General features: G+C 63.5%; 19 protein-coding genes. 2 read left to right on the top strand and 17 right to left on the bottom strand.

Annotation, left to right across the window (positions count from 1 at the left end; all coding sequences use genetic code 11):
- Nucleotides 1-4: 4 nt before the first annotated feature.
- The 11 genes from ACRWQA_RS15195 to ACRWQA_RS15145 all read right to left on the bottom strand — a co-directional run bounded on the left by ACRWQA_RS15195 (nucleotide 5) and on the right by ACRWQA_RS15145 (nucleotide 11,069).
- The gene (locus ACRWQA_RS15195) at nucleotides 5-946 is read right to left on the bottom strand and encodes an amidohydrolase family protein (RefSeq protein WP_434232410.1); all 942 of its coding nucleotides are present in this window, start codon (nucleotides 944-946) and stop codon (nucleotides 5-7) included.
- A gap of 46 nt (nucleotides 947-992) precedes the next feature.
- Nucleotides 993-1,925, bottom strand: coding sequence for a YncE family protein (locus ACRWQA_RS15190; protein WP_434232413.1), 933 nt, complete (start codon nucleotides 1,923-1,925; stop codon nucleotides 993-995).
- A 77-nt stretch (nucleotides 1,926-2,002) separates the two neighbouring features.
- Complete coding sequence (locus tag ACRWQA_RS15185; protein WP_434232416.1) at nucleotides 2,003-2,986, bottom strand: TRAP transporter substrate-binding protein; 984 nt, start codon at nucleotides 2,984-2,986, stop codon at nucleotides 2,003-2,005.
- A 95-nt stretch (nucleotides 2,987-3,081) separates the two neighbouring features.
- On the bottom strand, nucleotides 3,082-4,362 hold the full coding sequence (locus ACRWQA_RS15180; RefSeq protein ID WP_434232419.1) for a TRAP transporter large permease subunit: 1,281 nt from the start codon (nucleotides 4,360-4,362) through the stop codon (nucleotides 3,082-3,084).
- Nucleotides 4,359-4,922: a TRAP transporter small permease gene (locus ACRWQA_RS15175; RefSeq protein WP_434232422.1), complete on the bottom strand. Its 564-nt coding sequence runs from the start codon at nucleotides 4,920-4,922 to the stop codon at nucleotides 4,359-4,361. The genes ACRWQA_RS15180 and ACRWQA_RS15175 overlap by 4 nt, the downstream gene beginning before the upstream one ends.
- Nucleotides 4,923-4,953: 31 nt before the next feature.
- Entirely contained in the window at nucleotides 4,954-5,949 is a 996-nt protein-coding gene (gene araD1, locus ACRWQA_RS15170) for an AraD1 family protein (RefSeq protein WP_434232425.1), read from the bottom strand.
- Nucleotides 5,950-5,960: 11 nt separating this feature from the next.
- Nucleotides 5,961-7,133, bottom strand: coding sequence for an L-rhamnonate dehydratase (locus ACRWQA_RS15165; RefSeq protein WP_434232427.1), 1,173 nt, complete (start codon nucleotides 7,131-7,133; stop codon nucleotides 5,961-5,963).
- Between the two features lie 28 nt (nucleotides 7,134-7,161).
- Nucleotides 7,162-8,190 (bottom strand): 4-hydroxythreonine-4-phosphate dehydrogenase PdxA, encoded by a 1,029-nt coding sequence (locus tag ACRWQA_RS15160; protein WP_434232430.1) that lies wholly within the window; start codon nucleotides 8,188-8,190, stop codon nucleotides 7,162-7,164.
- A 13-nt stretch (nucleotides 8,191-8,203) separates the two neighbouring features.
- Nucleotides 8,204-9,484, bottom strand: coding sequence for a TRAP transporter large permease (locus tag ACRWQA_RS15155; RefSeq protein WP_434232432.1), 1,281 nt, complete (start codon nucleotides 9,482-9,484; stop codon nucleotides 8,204-8,206).
- Nucleotides 9,481-10,035: a TRAP transporter small permease gene (locus ACRWQA_RS15150; protein WP_263583088.1), complete on the bottom strand. Its 555-nt coding sequence runs from the start codon at nucleotides 10,033-10,035 to the stop codon at nucleotides 9,481-9,483. Before ACRWQA_RS15150 ends, ACRWQA_RS15155 begins: the two co-directional genes overlap by 4 nt.
- 56 nt (nucleotides 10,036-10,091) lie before the next feature.
- Nucleotides 10,092-11,069, bottom strand: coding sequence for a TRAP transporter substrate-binding protein (locus tag ACRWQA_RS15145; protein WP_434232435.1), 978 nt, complete (start codon nucleotides 11,067-11,069; stop codon nucleotides 10,092-10,094).
- A gap of 204 nt (nucleotides 11,070-11,273) precedes the next feature.
- On the opposite strand from ACRWQA_RS15145, the gene ACRWQA_RS15140 reads away from it, so the two are divergent.
- The gene (locus ACRWQA_RS15140) at nucleotides 11,274-12,017 is read left to right on the top strand and encodes a FadR/GntR family transcriptional regulator (protein WP_434232437.1); all 744 of its coding nucleotides are present in this window, start codon (nucleotides 11,274-11,276) and stop codon (nucleotides 12,015-12,017) included.
- A gap of 58 nt (nucleotides 12,018-12,075) precedes the next feature.
- Here the strand turns inward: ACRWQA_RS15140 and ACRWQA_RS15135 are convergent, their stop codons facing one another.
- The 5 genes from ACRWQA_RS15135 to ACRWQA_RS15115 all read right to left on the bottom strand — a co-directional run bounded on the left by ACRWQA_RS15135 (nucleotide 12,076) and on the right by ACRWQA_RS15115 (nucleotide 17,677).
- Nucleotides 12,076-13,653 (bottom strand): aldehyde dehydrogenase (NADP(+)), encoded by a 1,578-nt coding sequence (locus tag ACRWQA_RS15135; RefSeq protein WP_446326193.1) that lies wholly within the window; start codon nucleotides 13,651-13,653, stop codon nucleotides 12,076-12,078.
- Nucleotides 13,654-13,679: 26 nt separating this feature from the next.
- On the bottom strand, nucleotides 13,680-14,666 hold the full coding sequence (gene araD1 / locus ACRWQA_RS15130; RefSeq protein ID WP_434232367.1) for an AraD1 family protein: 987 nt from the start codon (nucleotides 14,664-14,666) through the stop codon (nucleotides 13,680-13,682).
- Nucleotides 14,667-14,692: 26 nt separating this feature from the next.
- Nucleotides 14,693-15,994 (bottom strand): TRAP transporter large permease, encoded by a 1,302-nt coding sequence (locus tag ACRWQA_RS15125; protein ID WP_263583093.1) that lies wholly within the window; start codon nucleotides 15,992-15,994, stop codon nucleotides 14,693-14,695.
- Complete coding sequence (locus ACRWQA_RS15120) at nucleotides 15,994-16,590, bottom strand: TRAP transporter small permease subunit (protein WP_263583094.1); 597 nt, start codon at nucleotides 16,588-16,590, stop codon at nucleotides 15,994-15,996. The genes ACRWQA_RS15125 and ACRWQA_RS15120 overlap by 1 nt, the downstream gene beginning before the upstream one ends.
- A 67-nt stretch (nucleotides 16,591-16,657) precedes the next feature.
- Nucleotides 16,658-17,677 (bottom strand): TRAP transporter substrate-binding protein, encoded by a 1,020-nt coding sequence (locus ACRWQA_RS15115; RefSeq protein WP_263583095.1) that lies wholly within the window; start codon nucleotides 17,675-17,677, stop codon nucleotides 16,658-16,660.
- A 137-nt stretch (nucleotides 17,678-17,814) separates the two neighbouring features.
- Between ACRWQA_RS15115 and ACRWQA_RS15110 the strand changes: the two genes are divergently transcribed.
- On the top strand, nucleotides 17,815-18,741 hold the full coding sequence (locus ACRWQA_RS15110) for a Gfo/Idh/MocA family protein (RefSeq protein WP_434232370.1): 927 nt from the start codon (nucleotides 17,815-17,817) through the stop codon (nucleotides 18,739-18,741).
- 37 nt (nucleotides 18,742-18,778) lie between these two features.
- Here the strand turns inward: ACRWQA_RS15110 and ACRWQA_RS15105 are convergent, their stop codons facing one another.
- Nucleotides 18,779-19,735 carry a LysR family transcriptional regulator gene (locus tag ACRWQA_RS15105; RefSeq protein ID WP_263583097.1) on the bottom strand — a complete coding sequence of 319 codons (957 nt, stop codon included), beginning with the start codon at nucleotides 19,733-19,735 and terminating at the stop codon, nucleotides 18,779-18,781.
- Nucleotides 19,736-19,868 lie beyond the last annotated feature (133 nt).

Here is a 19,868-nt window from a genome sequence, read left to right as displayed (position 1 = left end):
TCCTTCACTTCAGATGAGAGTCAGTGGGTAAGGGGAGGCGGTACCAGCGCTTGGTGTTGTCATGCAGGATGGCCTGGCGGGAGTCGGGAACAACTCGTGCGACGGCATCCTCTATCAGCGCCAGCCAGTCGCGGTAGCTGACCCTGAGGCTGGACACGGGGAAGTTGCTGGCGAACAGGCAGCGTTCTGGGCCGAACAGCTCCAGGGTTTCGCAGAGCAGGTCGAGGTTGGCGCTGGCGTCCCAGTCATGCCAGGGCGTGCCCAGCTCCGAGAGCTTGACCGCCACGTCGGGATTGGCTGCCAGGGCGCGCATGCCGGAGCGCCAGGTGGCGAGCCCTTGAAGAGACCGATCCCATGGCAGACCGGTATGGTTGAGGATGACTCGTAGTCCGGGGAAGGCCTCGAGCGTGTCGGCGGCTTCCTGCAGGTGCCAGGCGGGGACGCGCAGGTCCCAGGAGAGCCCGCGTTCGGCGAGCATGGCCAATCCTTCACACCAGTGACGATCCAGCAGGGTGCCGCTGTCACCACGAACGTGAGCGGCCTTGTCCGGCGTGGCGGCGGTCAGTGGCTTGGCACGCACGCCACGGAACAATGGCGAGGCCATTTGGGCATCCAGCTGCGCGGCACATTCCGGTCGACCGAAGGCGGCCCAACCGACATGTGCCGTGGGTAGCCCATGCCGCTCATGCATCGCGGCAATCCAGAGGGTTTCGCGCTCGGTCTGGCTACGTTTGGCCTCTGCTTCGCAGTGCACACTCCCCACCAGCCGGTAGCTTTCGGGAATCAGGCTCTTCAGGTCAGCGGCCAGGAATGGCTGGCAGATCGCACGGTAGTCGCCGAGAAAGAACCCTTCCACGGGACGATCTTCCAGCCAGGGATAGGTCACGCTGCCATCCAGCGCCCACAGGTGATGGTGGGCATCGATCAAGGGCTGTACGGCATTCACCTCTTTTGCCACTCCTTGCGCGCGTCGGTGGTGGGCACGTGTGTCGTCAGTCATGTATCAGCAGGCAGGACACGTCGGGCTCCGCACGGGTGGCAAAGCGGCGAACGACCTTGCCGGACTCCAGGTTCAGCACCCCGATATGGTCGCCCTTCAACGAGACGAAGGCATGTTCGCCATCGGGGTGGAAGCTCATGGCGATCGGGATACTGTCGAGATCTATCCGTCCTAGCGGCTGAAGCTGCTGGTTGAACAGTGACAACGAGTTCTCGCCATAGTTGGTGGTGATCAACCGTTGTTGTGGATCGCCATAGATGCGGTTCGGGTCGCGGCCGGTGGTGGCGCTGTGACGCACGCTCATCGACTCGGTATCGATGGCGACGATGCTGTCATCGTCGCGGTTGCTGATGAACAGCGTGCGTTCATCAGTGGACAGGCAGTTGCCCTCCGGTTTGCGTCCCGGAATCATCGCAATCGGCGTGAAGGTGGCGTCATGGGGCTTGAACTTGGTGATGGTATTGCTGAGCAGGTTGACGCCGTAGGCCCAGTCGCCGCGCCGGGTGAGGGCGAACAGGTGGGTCTTGTAGCCACCGGAGGAGACGGCCAGATCGGGAGTCGTGGTTGTGAGTGGATCATTGAACAGCAGCAGGGTGTTGTGCCCCTCGCTCATGGCGTAGAGGCGATCCTGGTCGTCGATGCCGAGGCCGTGGATGCGGTAGTAGGGCCAGGTGCTCAGGGTATTGACGTGTTCGAAGGTCTCGAGGTCGATGACGAATACCGAACATCCGCCCTGGTCACCGATACAATCGGCGCCGAGAATGCCGTAATGGCCGACGAAGGCATACCGGCCCTGTGAGTCGACCACGAATTCATGCGGGTAGTCGGGCAGGCGGATATGCTTGAGTTCCTCGCCGCTCTGGGCATCGTACAGGCTCAGGGTGTGAGCGCACTTCTGGTTCAAAAGCAGGACTTCGCGAGTCATCGTGTGTGATCTCCAGGATGGGATGGCGCCCGGTTGACGGGCGCCTGCTGTCAGAAGATGCCGTCGATGCTGCGGCGTCAGTCCTGCTGTGCGACACCCTGAATGGCATCGATCCATTCGCTGCCGTTCTCGGCGATATAGCTGTCCCAGGTTGGGCGAATCACTTTCTGGAAGGCGGCGGTATCCACCTCTTCCTCGACCTGCATGCCGTTCTCACGAAGCGTGGCAATGATCTGCTGCTCATTCTCGAGATTCAGCTCGCGCTGGTAGGCACCGGCTTCACGCGCTGACTCGACCAGCGCCTGCTGATACTCGGGCGAGAGGCTGTCGAACTTGTCCTGGTTCATCACCATGATCAGCGAGGTATAGGCCTGGTTGGTCAGTGACAGGTAGTCCTGCACCTCGTGGAAGCCAGCCGACCAGACGATGCCGATGGGGTGGTCCTGGGCATCCACGGTACCGGTCTCGAGTGCCGTGTAGAGTTCGCCTATGGGCATCGGGACCGGGTTGGCGCCAAGCAGCGAGAACGCCTCGATCAGCGACTTGTTGGAGTTGGTGCGCATCACCAGCCCCTGGACATCGTCGGGAGTCTTGATGGGACGCTTGGAGTTGGTCATGGCGCGAAAGCCGACTTCCCAGAATGCCAGGCCCTTGAGGCCATCGTCTTCCAGCAGGTCGAGCGCCCGCTGACCGACCTCGCCGTCGAGTACGCGATAAGCCTGTTCGCGGTCGGCGAAGATATAAGGCAGGTCGAAGGCGCCGAGCGCGGGCTCGAGTCCGGCGAAGTTGGGGTTGCCGGACATCTCGATGTCGATGGTGCCGCTGCGAACGCCGGAGATCATCTGCTGGTCGCCACCGAGCACGCCGTTGCCGAAGATGTTGATGGTGACCTCGCCGTTGGTACGTTCCTCGACCAGTTCGGCGAAGTGTTCCGCCGCGGCCTGCTGGGTGTCGCTATCCGGGGCGGCGTGTGCCAGCTTGAGCACGGTGGCGGCCTGGGCCTGCGACAGTGAGCCGGTGACGAACAAGGCGATCGTAGTGGCTTTTATTAGACGCTTCATGATGTTGTCTCTCTTGTGGGTGGCGTTGCGGTGTATCGGCGTGAGCTGAACGTCCAGCTCACGCACGGGGGGCGAAGGTGGCCGTATGTCATCGTCTAGCCGGCCAGCCAGTAGAGCGGGACCGTGATGATCTGCGGGAACGCCACGAACAGCAGCAGGATCACCACATAGGCCAGCGCGAAGGGCATGACGCCCGACACGGCCTTCTCGAACTTCAGGTTGCCGACGCTGGTGATGACGTTGAGCACATTGCCCACCGGGGGCGTGATCAGGCCGATGGAGCAGTTGAGGACGAACATGATGCCGAAGTAGACCGGATCGATACCGGCCAGCTTGACGATGGGCATCAGGATCGGGGTCAGCACCAGGATGGTTGGCGTCAGGTCCATCACCATGCCGACCACCAGCACCACGCCCATGATCGCCAGCATCAGCAGGCGCGGGTCATCGGCTAGCGGTGCCAGCAGGTCGGCGACCATCAACGGCAGCTGGGCGATGCTGATCAGCCAGGAGGCCACCATGGCGGCGGCGACCAGGAACATGACGATGGCGGTGCTGCGTGCGGCCTGGGTCAACACGTCGTAGAGCTGAGACAGGTTCAGCTCGCGATAGATGACCGTCGCGACGACGATCGCGTAGACGGCTGCCACGACGCCAGCTTCGGTGGGCGTGAACATGCCGGTCTTGATGCCACCGATGATGATGACCGGCAGCAAGATGGCCCAGAAGCTCTCCCTGAGTGCCTTGAGGCGTTCGCTTAAGGTGGCCTTCTCAGTTACGACGAGATCTTCCTTGCGAGTCATGAACGACCACAGCACCACCAGCGTCGCCCCCATGATCAGGCCCGGCACGATGCCGGCCAGGAACAGCTTGCCGATCGAGATGCCACCGGCCACGCCGATGATGATCAGCGGGATCGAGGGCGGAATGATCGGCGCGATGATGCCGCCGGCCGCCATCAGGCCTGACGAGCGCCCCAGCGGATAGCCGGCCTGGCGCATCATCGGCAGCAGCATGCTGGCCAGGGCGGCGGTATCGGCCACGGCCGAACCGGACAGGCTGGCCATGATGATGGCGGCGAAGATGGCCACGAAGCCCAGGCCTCCCTTGCGATGCCCGACCAGCGTCATGGCCAGTACGACGATGCGCTTCGACAGGCCGCCGCGCGACATCACCTCACCGGCGACGAGGAAGAAAGGTATCGCCAGCAGGGTGTAACTGTCGGCCCCGTTGACCAGGTTCTGCGCCAGGATCTGCGAATTGAACATGTCCAGGTGCAGCATCAGCACCACGGCGCTGACCAGCAGGGCGAAGGCAATGGGTACGCTCAGACCGATCGAGGCGAGCAGCGAACCGAGGAACAGGCCGATGGTCATGTCGCTTCTCCTTCACGGAGAGGTGCCGTGGATTGCGCTGCACTGGGTATCAGCAGTCGATAGGCCAGGATCACCGACATCAGCACCCCGGCCATCAGGCCTGCCAGGTAAAAGACACCGACGGGAATCCCACTGATCGGGGAAAGGTTGCTCCAGTTCAGCAGGGTCTGCTCGTAGCTGCCCTTGAGCAGCATCAGGCAGCAGCCCAGCATGACCAGGGTGACCAGGCGCCCGAGCACCGCCTGTGCCGGTCGCGGCAGCCGCTCGGCCAGCGTCGTCACGCTCAGGTGCTCGTGACGTAGCAAGGCGGTCACGGCACCCAGGAAGGTCACCCACACGAACAGGAAACGTGACAGCTCGACGCTGATGGAAATGCCGCTGTTGAAGCCGTAGCGAAGTACTACGTTGGTGAAGACCAGCACTATCATGCTGACCAGCGCCAGCACCATCGTGAGGTTGAGCGTCTTCTCCACCCACTGCGTGAGCAGAGCGATAGGGGCGTAGAGGGCCCCTGGCGTCGTTGGCGTCGCCTGGGTATGGCGCTCAGCATTCTGAGACATGATGCGGGTACCTTTTCGGAAAGCCTGGCGCCTACAGGGAAAGCACCCGGGTGGGAGCATCGTTTCTTGTCGCGAAGCGCACCGGGTTGCATAGGGCGCGTCCCAGCGCCGGCAATTCGATCTCGAAGCGGTCGCCATCGCGCACTTCGATGCCATCGGCAAAGCTCAGGGTGGCGGTGCCGAAGTAGTGCACATGCAGATCGCCCGGGACTCGGAACTGCGCATACTTGAAGTGGTGGTGCTCCAGGTTGGCGAGGCTGTGGGCCATGTTGGCCTCGCCGGTGAGGAAGGGCTTGCGCCACAGCACCTCTCCCTCGCGCACGATGCGGCTTTCACCTTCCAGGTGCGCCGGCAGTTCGCCGAGCAGTAGCTCCGGGCCGAAGCTGCAGGGGCGCAGCTTGGAATGGGCCAGCCACAGGTAGTTGGCACGTTCGGTGATGTGGTCGGAGAATTCGTTGCCAACGGCGTAACCGAGACGGTAGGGCGTACCGTCGGGGCCATTGAGGTAGATGCCAACCAGCTCCGGTTCCTCGCCGGCGTCTTCGGCGAAGGTCGGTACGCCGAACGGCTGCTCCGGGGCAACGACGATGTTGCCATCGCCCTTGTAGAACCACTCCGGCTGGGCGCCGATCCGGCCCGCTGCCGGCTTGCCGCCCTCGACGCCGAGATTGAACATGCGCATGGAGTCGGTGAGTTCGCTCTCCGCTACCTGTGATTTGGCATGCATCGCCGCGCGGGTGTCGGCGCTGCCCAGATGGGTCAGGCCGGTGCCGGTGACCAGGCAGCGGGCCGGATCGGGATGGGTAACCGGGGGCAGCAACTGGCGCATGTCGAGCGCCTGCTTGTAATCCAGCAGCTCATGGCAGCGGCGAGATGCGATGAACTCGGCGAGGGACACTCCCTCGTCGATGGCCGCCTGGGCCAGCGCATAGGTGCCGCCGGGGTAGTCGATCAGGCGCAATTGGTCGCGGCTTTCGACCACCGCGGCGCGTACGCCGCGGGGAGTCATGAGTTGTACGATTCGCATCATGGGGCTCCTCACTCGATGATGGTGAACTGGTCGAAGTAACGCTTGTTGAGCGATAGCCCCAGCCCCGGGGTGTGGTCATCCAGGTCGAGGAAGCCGTTAACCGGCTCGGGGTCGCCCTCGAACAGGTAGTAGAAGAGTTCGTTGCCGATCTCGACGTCATGCACCGGGAAGAACTCGGACATCGGCGAGGCCAGCGTGGACATGGTCAGGTGGTAGTTGTGCATCTGACCGGCGTGGGGGATCACCGGTACACTGAAGGCTTCGGCGATGGCGTTGATCTTGCGCGCCGCGGTGATGCCGCCGACCCGGTTGGTGTCGTACTGGATGACCGAGACGGCACGCTTCTCGAGCAGCTGGCGGAAACCGTAGTGGGTGAACTCGTGTTCGCCGCCGGAGATCGGGATGCTGGTCAGCTGATTCAGCTCCGCGTAGCCGTCGATGTCGTCGGCGATCACCGGTTCCTCCAGCCAGCGCGGCTGGAAGCGCTCCAGCTTCGGCAACATGCGCTTGGCGTACTCCAGATTCCAACCCATATAGCATTCGAGCATCAGGTCGATGTCCTCGCCGATCACCTCGCGTACCGCGGCTACGCTGTCGAGGTTGGCACGCATGCCGTCGGGACCGTCCTTAGGTCCATAACCGAAGCGCATCTTCATTGCCTTGAAGCCCTGGTCGAGGTAGGACTGTGCTTCTTCCTGCATCGACTTGAGATCGGTGCGATAGAGCTTGGAGGCGTAGCAGGGAATCTTCTCCTTGGTGCGCCCGCCGAGCAGCTTGAATACCGGTTGATTGACCGCCTTGCCCATCAAATCCCAGATCGCGATATCGACCCCCGAAATCGCCGCCATGCCGATGCCCTTGCGGCCCCAGGCGTGCGTGGAGCGGTACATGCGCTGCCACAGGTACTCGTAGTCGAATGGGTCCTGACCGATCACCAGCGGCGCCAGGTACTGATCGATGATCGCCTTGGCGATGCGCGGTGCCAGCGCCACGTTACCCAGCCCGACCAAGCCGTTGTCGGTCTCGATCTCGACGGTGGTCCAGCCATGGAAGCGGAAGGTGCCCATGGAGTCGCCCTTGTCCCACAGTTCGTCCATGGCGTTGGAGCAGAAGTGCGGGGTCGGCGTGACGGTATGACCGTTCCATTCGAAGACGCGGGTACGGACCTTGGTGATCTTCATCTTTGGCTTTCCTTGTGTCTGTTAGTGATCAGGCCTGGATGGTTTCGAGACGCTGGCGACGCAGGCTCGCGCCCATGCGGCAAGCGATGGCAAAAGCGTTTCGGGTCGGGCCGACGTCGGCCTTGCCCTGGCCGGCAATGTCGAAGGCGGTACCGTGGGCCGGAGTGGTGATGGGGATTGGCAGGCCGCCCTGGACGGTCACGCCCTGCTTGAACCCGAGCAGCTTGATCGCGATCTGCCCCTGGTCGTGGTACATGGTGACGATGGCGTCGTACTCGCCGTCGCGGGCCTTGATGAAGATGGTGTCGGCGGGAAAGGGGCCGGCGATGGGATAGCCCTGGGCCTGGCACGCCTTGACGGCGGGTTCGATGACCTCGATCTCCTCGCGCCCGCAGGTGCCACCCTCGCCGCCGTGAGGATTGAAGGCCGCCACCGCGACACGCGGGGTCTCGAAACCGGCCAGGATCAGGGAGTCGTGGATCAGCTTGCTGGCCGCGACGATGCGTTCCTGGGTTACGTACTGCGCGGCGTCCTTGAGCGGGATGTGCGAGGAGATACGCGAGGTCCACAGCGTGCCGAGGGTGTTGAACTCGCAGAAGTAGCCATCGACGCCCAGGTATTCGGCGAAGAAGTGCAGCTCGTCCTCGTGCTGAAGTCCGGCCTTCTTCATCGAGAACTTGTTGAGCGGTGCGAAGCAGATGGCATCCACCTCGCCGGCCTGGGCAGCCTCCAGGCAGCGAGTCAGCACCGTCAAGGTCGAGGCGCCGCCGGCGCCGGTTTCCTCGGCATAGGGCACCACGCCCTTGGCCACGGTCTCGAGCGGCAGAAATACCGGGCCGCCGTGCTCGCGCGCAGCGGTGAAGCTGTCGACCTCGGGGAGCTGGTGACGGGTGCCGGCGACGCGCTGGCCTTCTTCCCATAACCAACGGTCCCCCACCAGTACGGTATGCACGGCGGTGAACAGTGCCGGTTCGGCAAACAGCTTGGCGACGAGCTCGGGGCCGATGCCGGCGGGGTCGCCCAGGGTGACGGCAATGACGGGACGTGAATCGCTCATGAGGTTCTCCAGCTCAGTAGAAGAGTGCGACGAGAGTCAGGGGGATGGCCGGGATATAGGTCACCAGCAGCAGGACGATGAACAGCACGCCGATCATCGGCATGTTGACGCGAGTGGTATTCCACATGTCGGTCTTGGCGATGGAACAGGCAGTGGCCAGGACAGAGGCGACCGGTGGCGTCTGCTGGCCGATCGCCAGGTTGAGGGTGAGGATCAAGCCGAAGTGGATGGGGTCGATGCCGATCTGGTGCACCAGTGGCATGACGATGGGCACCACCAGAATGATCGCTGCGGCACCGTGCAAGAACATGCCGAGCAGCAGCAGCAGAATGTTGAGTAGCGCCAGTACGGCGATCGGGTTCTCGGTCAGGGCGGTAATCTGGCGGGCGAGTTGTTGGGGCAGTTGCATCTCGGTGAGAAACAGGCCCAACACGGCGGAAGTGGCTACCAGCAACATCACCACGGCGGTCTGAATGACGCCATCGGTAACGGCCCGATAGAGCATCTTGAGATTGAACTCACGGTAAATCAGCCCTCCGATCACCAGGGCAGCGAGCACGGCAATCCCGGCCCCCTCGGTGGCGGTGACGAAGCCGCCGAAGATTCCACCGAGAATGATCACCGGCAGCAGCAACGCCCAAACGGCTTCCTTGAAGGCCTTGCCAAGGCGGCCCAGGGAGAACGCCTCCTCACGCGGCAAGTCGTATTTCACCGCGTAGTAGTAGCAAAAGCAGGCCAGGCCGAAGCCACCGAGCAGCCCCGGGACAATACCGGCCACGAAGAGCTGAACGATGGAGACCTCGGCAATGGCACCGTATAGGATCATCGACAGCGAAGGCGGAATGATCACTGCCAAGGAGGCCGAAGACGAAGTAATGGCCGCGGAGAACTCCGGGTTGTACTTCTTGCGTTTCATCTCGGGGATCAGCACCGAACCGGTGGCGGCCACGTCGGCGACCGCAGAGCCGGAAATCTCGGCGAAGAACATCGAAACACCGACGTTCACCATGGCCAGCCCACCACGCACGAAACCGACGAGAGCGGTTACCAGGTTGATCAAACGGGTGGAAATGCCCGAGGTGTTCATCAAGGCACCGGCGAAGATGAACAGCGGAATGGCGATCAACGGAAAGTTGGTGGCCCCGTTGAACAACGTTAGCGGCACGTTCAACAAGTGCTGGGGGCCCATGTTGAGGAAGACCCCCACCACCCCGACCACACCGATCGCCACGGCGATGGGCACGTTGATCAGCACCAGGGCGAACAGGGCGGCAATGACGATCAGCAGGGTCATGTGCGACTCTCCTTGAGATCTTCCTCGGCCTGGCGAATGGCTGCCTCAATGGCCTCGTGCTCACTGTCCACACCCGCCTGCACTTTCCTCCACGCCTCCGGCAGGCTCAGCAGCTCACAGACGATGAACAGCGCGGCACTGAGCGGAATCACTGACTGGGTAACGGTCAGGCTCACTGCGGGGATCGACACCAGTCGGTCCCAGGCGAGGATGTCGAGCACGCGATAGCCGTAGTACGCGATGATCAGGAAAAAGCCGATGACGATGGCTTCCGAGATCAGGAAGAGCAGGCTGCGCAGGGCAGGGGGAGCGCTGGCGACAATGCCGGGAAAGCCCATGTGGGCTCGCTTCAGCGCGGCCAGGCAGGCGCCGTAGAAGGACAGCCAGGCCAGGCCGATGGAAGCGACTTCGTCGTACCAGATGAGCGAGCTACCGAGGGCACGGAAGGCAACGGCGGCCAGCACGATCGTCGTCAGCGCGAGCAGCAGAAAGACCGTAATAGCCTCCAGCAGCTTTTCGACGACAAGGCGGGTGCGGTCGATGATGTCCATGGCAAGGCCTCTCGTTGGAGGATGATGGCGCCTGCTGGCACCTGCTAGAGCGGAATTCATTCCTCGGCCAATGCCATGGCGCGATCGATCATCGCCTGGCCGTTCGGCACCTGCTCTGCGAAGACTTCGTAAACGGGATTGCTGGCCGCAATGAAGGCGTCGCGTTCTACCTCGTTGACCGACATCCCGGCTTCCTGCATGGCGGTGAGCAGCTCCTCGTCGAGTTCGGCGCCGCGCGCCAGAGCCCACTCCTGGGTTTCTGCGGCAGCGGCCGAAATGGCCTCGCGCACCTCCTCGGAATACTGGCTCCAGCCGTTCTGGCCGGCAGTCAGCCAGATCGGGCTGTAGACGTGACTGGAGAGGGACAGGTACTCCTGAACCTCGTGCAGGCGGGCACCGTAGATATTGCTGAGCGGGTTCTCCTGGCCGTCGATGACGCCGGTCTGCAGGCCCACGAATACCTCGGAAAAGGCCATGGGCGTGGGATTTGCCCCCCAGGTGGTGAACATCCGGGTGCGCCAGTCACTCTGTGGGGTGCGGATACGCAGCCCGTGGAGGTCCTCAGGCACCGTCACGGCACGCCGACTGTTTGTGATATGACGAAAACCGTTCTCCCACGTAGAGAGAATCTTCAGCCCCTGCGACTCGGCGCTCTGAGCCAGGTCAGTCATGACGATTTCCTGGTCGATGCGCTTGAGGTGGTCGCGGTCCTTGACCAGGTAGGGAAGGTCGAAGAGCGCGAATTCCGGTGCAACCGAAGACATGATCGAGGAGATGGCGGCGAGATCCACCGTGCCCATGCGCAGCCGCTGGATCAACTGACGCTCATCCCCCAGTTGGGCGCTGTCGTAGTACTCGATCTGGATGTCATCCCCCAGCCGCTCCTGCAGGCGGCGGGTGAACTCCTGGGCAGTCTGCCCTTGCAGGCTCTGGGGCGAGCCGCCAATGGCAAAGACGAGCTTTTCCTGGGCTTGGGCGCTGCCCGCAGCAGCCACCAGAGCGAACAGGGAAAATGCGAAAGTTCTTTTGAGCATGATGGGTGTCCTATGGATTGTTATTGGCATTTCTTGGTATCTGGTCTACTGGTTGGTTAACCAGACCAGTTGCTATCAATCTAGATCGCCTCGTTAACGCCTGTCAAGCCTGTCCATGGAGTGGTCAGTACCTGCGCGCCATGATTGGGATGGCATCTACAGGTCTTCTGGTCTATTATTCGTACCAGTCAGGGAGGAAAATCCATGGAAAGAATGGCATTCGCCTTCGAGAAGACGCTCGAGAACAAGACCAAGAAAGAGATACTGGCCGAGAAGCTGATCGAGATGATCCTGACCGGCCTACTGCGGGATGATGATGTTCTGCCCAGTGAGCGGGAGCTGGCCCAGCTATTCGGTGTGAGCCGGGAAACCGTGCGTGGCGCCTTGTCACAGCTCACGGCCCATGGGCTGATCAGCGTTTCCCATGGGAGCAAGACCCGTATTTGTGCCAGCGACACGGTCCTGGCCAGGTTTCGTGCCACTCGCCCTGATGAGATGGTGAAGGAGGTCAACCGCTTCGACATCAATAGTGTTTTCGAGAGCCGCATCATCGTGGAAGCCGCCATCGCCCGGCGCGCCGCCATGCGAATTGATGCAGAAGGTATCGCCAAGCTGGAACGGCTGCTACAAGCGCAGAGCCAGCTGTTCGACTCGCCGGTGCACTTCCAGCTCTCCGATCAGAACTTCCATAAGCTGATCTCGGAATATGCCGATAATGAAATCCTGCTGCGCTATGCGGAGGAACTCTACACCTATGGCTTGAGCGTCCGTCGCCAGGTCATGGTGGAAGAAGGTGCTATCGAGCGTAGTTACCAGGAACATGGACACATCGTCGAGGCGCTCAAGCGGGGCGACCCCGATGGCGCCGAGCGGGCCATGCTGGCCCATCTGGACAGCGTCTATCGCACCACCAAAGCCAAGCTGGACACCAGCCTTTCCCGGGCTTGATCCACAAAAAAGCGGCCCGCAGGCCGCCAAAGGTTCCAGAACATTTACGGGCTTGGCACTACACCTCGCGCTTGCCATCCACCAGCCGCGATACACCCCAGGGATTGCCGTCCTTGAGCGGCTCGGGCAGCAGGCCTTGCGGCAGGGCCTGGTAGCACACCGGGCGCAGGAAACGGAAGATCGCCGCGCTGCCCACCGAGGTGGTACGGCTGTCGGATGTCGCCGGGTAGGGGCCGCCGTGGACCATGGCGTGACATACCTCGACGCCCGTCGGCCAGCCGTTGGCCAGGATCCGCCCCGCCTTGCGCTCGAGGATCGGCAGCAGGGCTTTCGCTGCGTCCAGGTCGCCGTCGTCCATCTGCAGGGTGGCGGTGAGCTGGCCTTCGAGCTGGGCCGCCACGCGCTTTACTTCCTCCAGGTCGGCGCACTCGATCACCAGCGAAGTGGCGCCGAACACCTCCTCCTGCAGTTCGGTCTCGTTCAGGAAGTCGTTCGCCGTGGTGACGAACAGCCCCGCCTGGCACGGGTGGGCGGTTTCGCCGGCCTGGCCGCGGGCCACTTCCCTGACTTTGTTATTGCTGGAAAGCCGACCCACGCCCTGCTCGTAGGCGGCGTGGATGCCCGGGGTGAGCATGGTCTGGGCGCCACTCTGCTTCACCGCACCGCCTGCCGCCTCGACGAAGGCATCCAGTTCGGGGCTCTTGACCGCGATGACCAGACCCGGGTTGGTGCAGAACTGTCCCGCGCCCATGTTCATCGAGGCGACGAAGCCCTCGGCGAGCTGGGCGCCACGCGCCCTGAGGGCTTCCGGCAGCAGGAACACCGGGTTGATCGAGCTCATCTCGGCGTAGACCGGGATCGGCTGCGGGCGCGATTGGGCCGTCTTCATCAGCGCCGTGCCGCCGCCGCGCGAGCCGGTGAAGCCCACCGCCTGGATGCGCGGATCGGCGACCAGGGCCTGGCCGATCTCGCTGCCCGAGCCGAACAGCAGCGAGAACACCCCTTCGGGCAGACCGCTCTTCTCCACGGCCTGCTGTACCGCGCGGCCGACCAGCTCCGAGGTGCCGGGGTGGGCGGAGTGGCCCTTGACGATCACCGGGCAGCCGGCCGCCAGTGCCGAAGCGGTATCGCCGCCGGCCACCGAGAAGGCCAGCGGGAAGTTCGAAGCACCGAACACCGCGACGGGGCCGAGCGGAATGTGGCGCTGGCGCAGGTCGGCACGGGGCATGGGTTGACGCTCCGGCAGGGCCGGGTCGAGGCGCAGGTCGAGAAATTCGCCGGCGCGCACCACGGAAGCGAACAGGTGCAGCTGGCCGCAGGTGCGGCCGCGCTCGCCTTCCAGGCGCGCCCGCGGCAGGCCGGTCTCGGCCATGGCGCGCTCGATCAGTGCGTCGCCGATGGCCTCGATCTCGCCGGCCACGGCCTCGAGGAACGCCGCGCGCTGCTCCAGCGAAGTCTCGCGGTAGGTCGCGAAGGCCGCCTCGGCCAGCTCGCAGGCGCGATCGACCTCGGCCTTGCTGCCGCCCGCGTAGGTGGGTTCCAACGTCTCGCCGGTGGCGGGATTGACGGCGTGGATGGGCTTGGAACTGCCGCTGACGGCCTCGCGGCCGATCAGCATCTTGCCTTCCAGGGTCATAAATAAACTCCTTGTCTGTTGCACCCCTAAAGCGATTTCACGTCGATAGGGACACTGTCCGCCTCAAAGCGTAGTGGATTGCGCAGGGGGCGACCGAACTCGGTCAGGCTGATTTCGAAGCGATCGCCGTCGCGGGTCTGGACGCCGTCGGCGAAGCTCAGGGTGGCGGTGCCGAAGAAGTGCACGTGCACGTCGCCGGGACGACGAAAGCCCGAATACTTGAAGTGGTGATACTCCAGGTTGGCCAGGCTATGCGCCATGTTGGCCTCGCCGGTGAGGAACGGCTTCTCCCACACCGTCTCGTTGCCGCGCACGATTCGGCTGGTGCCTTCCAGATGCTTGGGCAACTCATCGATCAAAAGTTCCGGACCGAAGCTGCAAGCGCGCAGCTTGGAGTGGGCCAGCCACAGGTAGTTGAAGCGTTCGGTCACATGGTCGGAGAATTCGTTGCCGATGGCGTAGCCCACCCGCCAGGGCTGGCCGTCGTCGCCGATCACGTAGAGACCGGCCAGTTCCGGCTCCTCGCCGGCATCCTCGGCGAAATGCGGCACGGGGATCTCCGCTTCGGGGGCCACCACGCAGGCACCGTCGCCCTTGTAGAACCACTCCGGCTGGGCACCGACGCTGCCCGCGTCCGGCTTGCCGCCTTCCACGCCCAGCTTGAACATGCGCATGGAGTCGGTGAGTTCCGCTTCACTCACCTGTGTTTTCGCATGCATGGCCGAGCGCGTGTCGGCGCTGCCCAGGTGGGTGAGACCGGTGCCGGTCACCAGGCAGTGCGCCGGGTCGGGGTGGGTCAGCGGTGGCAGCAGGCGTTTCTCGTCGACCAGTCGCTGGTAGTCGAGGCGGGTTTCGGTCAGCGCTGCCCCGACGGCGTCGGCCAGCGATTGCCCTGCCGCAATGGCGCGGCGGGCCAGGCTGTAGGTGTCGGCGTCGAGCAGGCGAACTTCACGGTCACTTTCGACCCGGGCCGCACGGACCTGGCCTTGGTGTTCGCATTGAATCAGGCGCATGGCGCGGTTTCCTCGTATGGCGTTTGTCAAAGCGGCCAGATCGCCAGCTGCGGCCACAGCAGCAGGGCCGCCAGCACGCAAAGCTGGATGAGCATGAACGGCAATACCGAAATGTAGATGTCCTTGAGACTGATGTCCGGCGGCGCCACGCTCTTGAGGTAGAACGCCGCCGGGCCGAACGGTGGTGACAGGAACGAGACCTGCATGTTCACGGCGAACAGGATGCCGAACCAGATCGGATCGAAACCCAGTTGCGTGACGATAGGCAGGAAGATCGGCAACGCCAGCATGGCGATGCCGATCCAGTCGAGGAACAGCCCGAGCACCAGCATGATGCCCATCATCACCAGGATGATCGCTATCGGTGCTACCTCGAGGCCGAGGATCAAGCCCGAGACGAAGCGGTTGCCGCCCATCAGGTTGTAGACGCCGACCAGCGCGGCGGCGCCGATGCCGATCCAGATGATCATGCCGCAAGTATTGAGCGTCTGGCCCAGGCTGTGGTGCAGCATGCCCAGCGAGAATTCGCGGCGCACCATGATTGCGAGGATTACGCCGAATACACCCATCGCTGCCGCCTCGGTGACCGAGGCGATGCCGCCGTAGATGGTGCCGAGTACCAGGAAGGCGATCAGCCCCGGCAACAGGATCGCCTTGGCGGCATCGAGCCTGTTGGAGAAGGGATTGTCCTGGCTCTCCTCGGTCAATGGCGGCCCCATCTCGGGGTTCTTCAGGCAGCGTACCAGCACGTAGGCGATGTAGGAGCCCATCAGGATCACCGCCGGGGTAATGGCCGCGGTGAACAGTTCGGCGATGGAGACGCTGGCGATCAGGCCGTAGATGATCAGCACGATCGACGGCGGCATCATGGTACCCAGCGCGCCGCCGGCGCATACCACGCCGATCGACAGGTGCTTGTCGTAGCCCAGGCGCAGCATCTGCGGCAGCGCCAGGATGCCCAGCAGCACGATCTCGCCGCCGATGATCCCCGACAGCGCCGCCAGGAAGAACGCCACCACGATGGTCTGAACCGCCACGCCGCCGGGCAGGCGGCCGGCGAATACGCGCATGGCATTGAACAGGTCCTTGGCGATGCCGGAGCGGTCGAGCAGCGAGGCCATCAGCACGAACATCGGCACCGCCACCAGCGAATACTCGGTGATGAAGCCGTAGACGCGGCTGGTGACCAGCGGCAGGGCGGTCTCTCCGAACCAGCCGAAGGTGAAGGCCATTGCCACCAGGCCGGTGATGAAGGCCAGTGGCAGGCCGGTGATGAGCAGCGCGAAGATGGCGCCGACCATCAGCAGCGTTGCGGTCGAGATATCCATCAGCGTGCCTCCCGACCGGGGCGAGCCCGCAGCGACTGGATCAGGTGCAGCGTGGCCTGCAGCGTCATCAGGGCCAGGGCGAACAGGATCACGCCCTTGACCATGGCCGGAAAAGGGGGATTCCACGAGGTGCCGGAGCGCTCCAGGCGCCACTCGCCGAGCGGGCTGTGCGATGCGCGCCAGAACATGTGGAAGGCGGCATAGCTCATGGCCAGGCAGAAGCCCAGGGTCACCAGGTCGTTGAAGCGATCCATCCAGCCTCTGAGACGGGGGCCGACATTGTCGTAGAGCACCTTGACGCGGATGTGGCTGTTACGGGCAAGGGCCACGGGGCCGCCCAGGGCGAAGCTGATGGCGACGAGGAATACCACGCTCTCGTGCACCCAGGAGGTGGGCGAGTTGAAGCCGTAGCGCAGGAAGACCTCGACGACGCTGATGGCCATGGCCAGCAGAATCATCCAGGCGGCGCCCCGGGCGCCTCGCGACACCAGCCGGTCGAGGCCGTTACGCTCGGGCGAGACATCCTCGACCTGCTCAACGATATCGGCGAGTTCCTGCTCGGGCAGGAGCTTGGGGTCATGTTGTTGCTGCGACATGGCGAGTCTCGATAGGCGTTGCGGGCCGCCAGAGGCTGGCGGCCCGCTTCGGTTGCCGACGCGTGGTTCAAAGCAGGTTGCGCGAGCGCAGGAAAGCCGTGGCGGAGTCGTAGATCTTCTGGGTCATCTCGTTCTCGCCGGCCCACTCTTTCCACTCTTCTTCCGCGGCGGCGCTGAACTTGCGACGCTCCTCAGCGGGCAAATCGAAGGGGTGAACGTCCGGGTCCTCCTGCAGGCGCTGCAGGGTTTCGATGTCCTGGGCCTTGAGACGCGCGATCAGGTCGTAAGCCATGCCGTCGAAACCGGTCTCGAGGATGACCTGAAGTTCTTCCGGCAACTCGTCCCAGATCTGCTTGTTGATCGATACGGCGATCATCGGCATCGAATGGAAACCCGGGTAGAGCGGGTAGGGCGCGAAGGCGTGCAGCCCCATGGCGTCGTTGTTGGAGAGCACGGTGGAGTCGGCGGCGTCGATGACCTTCTTCTCCAGCGCGGTATAGACTTCGGAGCCGGGCAGGTTGACGGGACTTGCCCCGATGCGTTCGAAGACGTTATAGACCATGCCCTGCGGGGCGCGGATCTTGAGGCCCTGGAAGTCTTCCAGTGACTCGATCGGAACGGTGGAAGGTACCGACTCCAGGGGGAAGGTGGCAGCACCGATCAGGTGCACGCCGTAGGGCTCGACCAGCTCGTTGTAGAGTTCCTCGCCGCCGCCGTGCTTCATGTACTCCAGGAAGTCGTAGGGGTTCTGCCAGGCACCGACCAGGTTGCCCAGCATGCCGAAGGCGGGGTCGCGCCCCGAGAAGTAGCTAGGGTCGGTCATGTGGCCCTGCAGGATGCCGGAACTCACCGCATCCAGCGTCTCGGTGGGGCCGACCACGGCATTGATCGGCATGACCTCGATCTCGACGCGTCCATCGGTCATGCGGGAGATTCGCTCGGCCCACTCCTGCTTGATCTTGAAGCTGGGCTCGCCGGAGGTCTCCGACGCTTGGAAGGACCACTCGTACTCGGCGGCATGAGCCGTAGAGAGGCCCAACAGCAAGGCCGAGCCGATGAGGACATGACGGGGTGCGAGATTGAGCATACGGGCTCCAGGGGTTGTTAATTGTTACTGGCCGCCTATATGTTGAACATATGTGAACCATGTTCAACATATACTTTAGTCGTGACTTCCTTTTGGCGGGACGTAGCGTCTCGCCATCCGAACCAAAGGATTTGGCAATGCAAGACATCGAAATCGGCCTGGTAGGCGTCGGCAAGATCGTCCGCGACCAGCACCTCCCGGCTCTGGTCGAAAGCCACAATTTCCAGCTCGTGGCGACGGCGGACCCCTCGTCGCGGTTGGAAGACGTGCCGGGATACGACTCGCAGATCGCCATGCTCGAGGCCCATCCGGAATTGAAGGCGGTGGCTATCTGCACGCCGACGCACCTGCGCTACTCGCAGGCGCGCATCGCCCTGGAGCAGGGCAGGAGCGTGCTGCTGGAGAAACCGCCCGGTGCGACCCTGAGCGAGGTGGCGGACCTGGTCGAGCTGGCCGAGCGCCAGGGTTGCACCCTGTTCGCGGCCTGGCACTCGCGCTTCGCCCCGGGCGTGGCGCAGGCTCGCGAGTGGCTGAGGGAGCGGCGCATAAAGCGGGTCGAGATCGACTGGCGCGAAGACGTGCGGGTATGGCACCCCGGCCAGGCGTGGATATGGGAGCCGGCCGGCATGGGTGTCTTCGACCCCGGCATCAACGCGCTATCGATCGCCACCGAGATACTGCCGCGCGCCTTCTTCCTGCGCGATGCGCGGCTATGGGTGCCGAGCAACTGTCAGGCCCCCATCGCCGCTGCGCTGACCTTCAGTGACATGGAGGGCACGCCGATAGTGGCCGACTTCGATTTTCGCCAGCCGAGCCCGCCGATCTGGAGCATTCATGTCGAGACCGATGCGGGGCGGCTCAGCCTGTTGCAGGGCGGCCGCCGGTTGGAGATCGACGGCCGCTGCCTGCTCGACGCCGAGGAACGCGAGTACCCGGGCCTTTATGCGCGTTTCGCCGAGCTGATCCGGGAAGGACACAGCGATGTGGACCTGGCGCCACTGCGCCATGTGGCGGATGCGTGCCTCTCCGCCTGGCGCGAGCCGACGGAGCCCTTCATCGAGTGAGGTAGGGGAGAAGCACAGCCATTCGTGCGGTGTTTCCCTAGAGGAGCCCTTGCTGGCGTTGATGGGCTACCAGCTCCCGCAACATGCCCATCAGTGTTGCCGCGCCCGGGGAGAGCCGACGCCGTCTCAGGCTCACCAGGCCGAATGGCTGCACGCTGAGCCGCTGGTGGAAAGGCAGGATGCGAAAGCGCGTCGGGGCGCACAGCAGGTCGGCCACCTGACGCGTGGTGGCCGTGATCGTGTCCGAGCGATCGATCAACGCCAGCGCCACCAGGATGTCGGTGGTGTCGACGACCTGTGCCGGGGGCTCGATAGCATGGTAGAGAAACAGTGCGTCGACCCGCTGGCGCATCAGTGCCCCCTGGGGCTGTAGCGCCCACGGGTAATCGGCCATGGCCTGCAGCGTCAACGGCTCGGCTCCCGACAGTGGGTGTCCCTCGCGGCACACGAAGCAGATCTCCTCTTCCCCGATCTCTTCGAACACGAACGGATCGGTCGAGAACCCGGCCGGTATCCGGGTAATGGCGAAATCCAGTTCCCCTTCCAGCAGCCTCGGCACGAGCCGCTTGCTGACGTCGACCTCGACGCTGATCTGCAGCCTGGGGTGGGTGCGGTGCACCCGCTCGATGGCGCTTGCGAGCAGGGTCACCGCCGGCGCCATCACCGTGCCGATGGCTACCTTGCCGACACTGCCCGCGAGCAGGGCATTGAGTTCTTTGCCGGTATTGTGAAGATCCGAGAGCATGGCCTGCGCATGCCGGACCATCACCTCCCCGTACCAGTTCGGCTCGAGCCCGCGTGAATGACGGTCGAACAGTTTGACGCCCAGTTGGGACTCGATATCCCCCAGCAACTTCGAGGCGGCCGGTTGGCTGATGCCCAACTGGGCGGCCGCGCGGTGCAGGTTGCGCTGTTCGTCGAGGGCCAGAAAGAGCTGGAAATGGCGCAACTTTAGTCGTGCTTTCAGGAACCAGTCATCATCCAGCGTGCGCATGGGGCCTCTCCGCTTCACCTATCGATAACATTTTATATATCAAAACCGGGAAGGTTGCGTATTGGTTGGTTATGTCAGGTCTGTCTACTGTAGCGGCTGTATCCGCGACGATCGTGTCGCACCGACAACAACA

This window comes from Billgrantia sp. C5P2, from assembly GCF_051062895.2.
The sequence above is the reverse complement of the archived record's forward strand: the minus strand, read 5'-3'. Positions and strand labels throughout refer to the sequence as shown.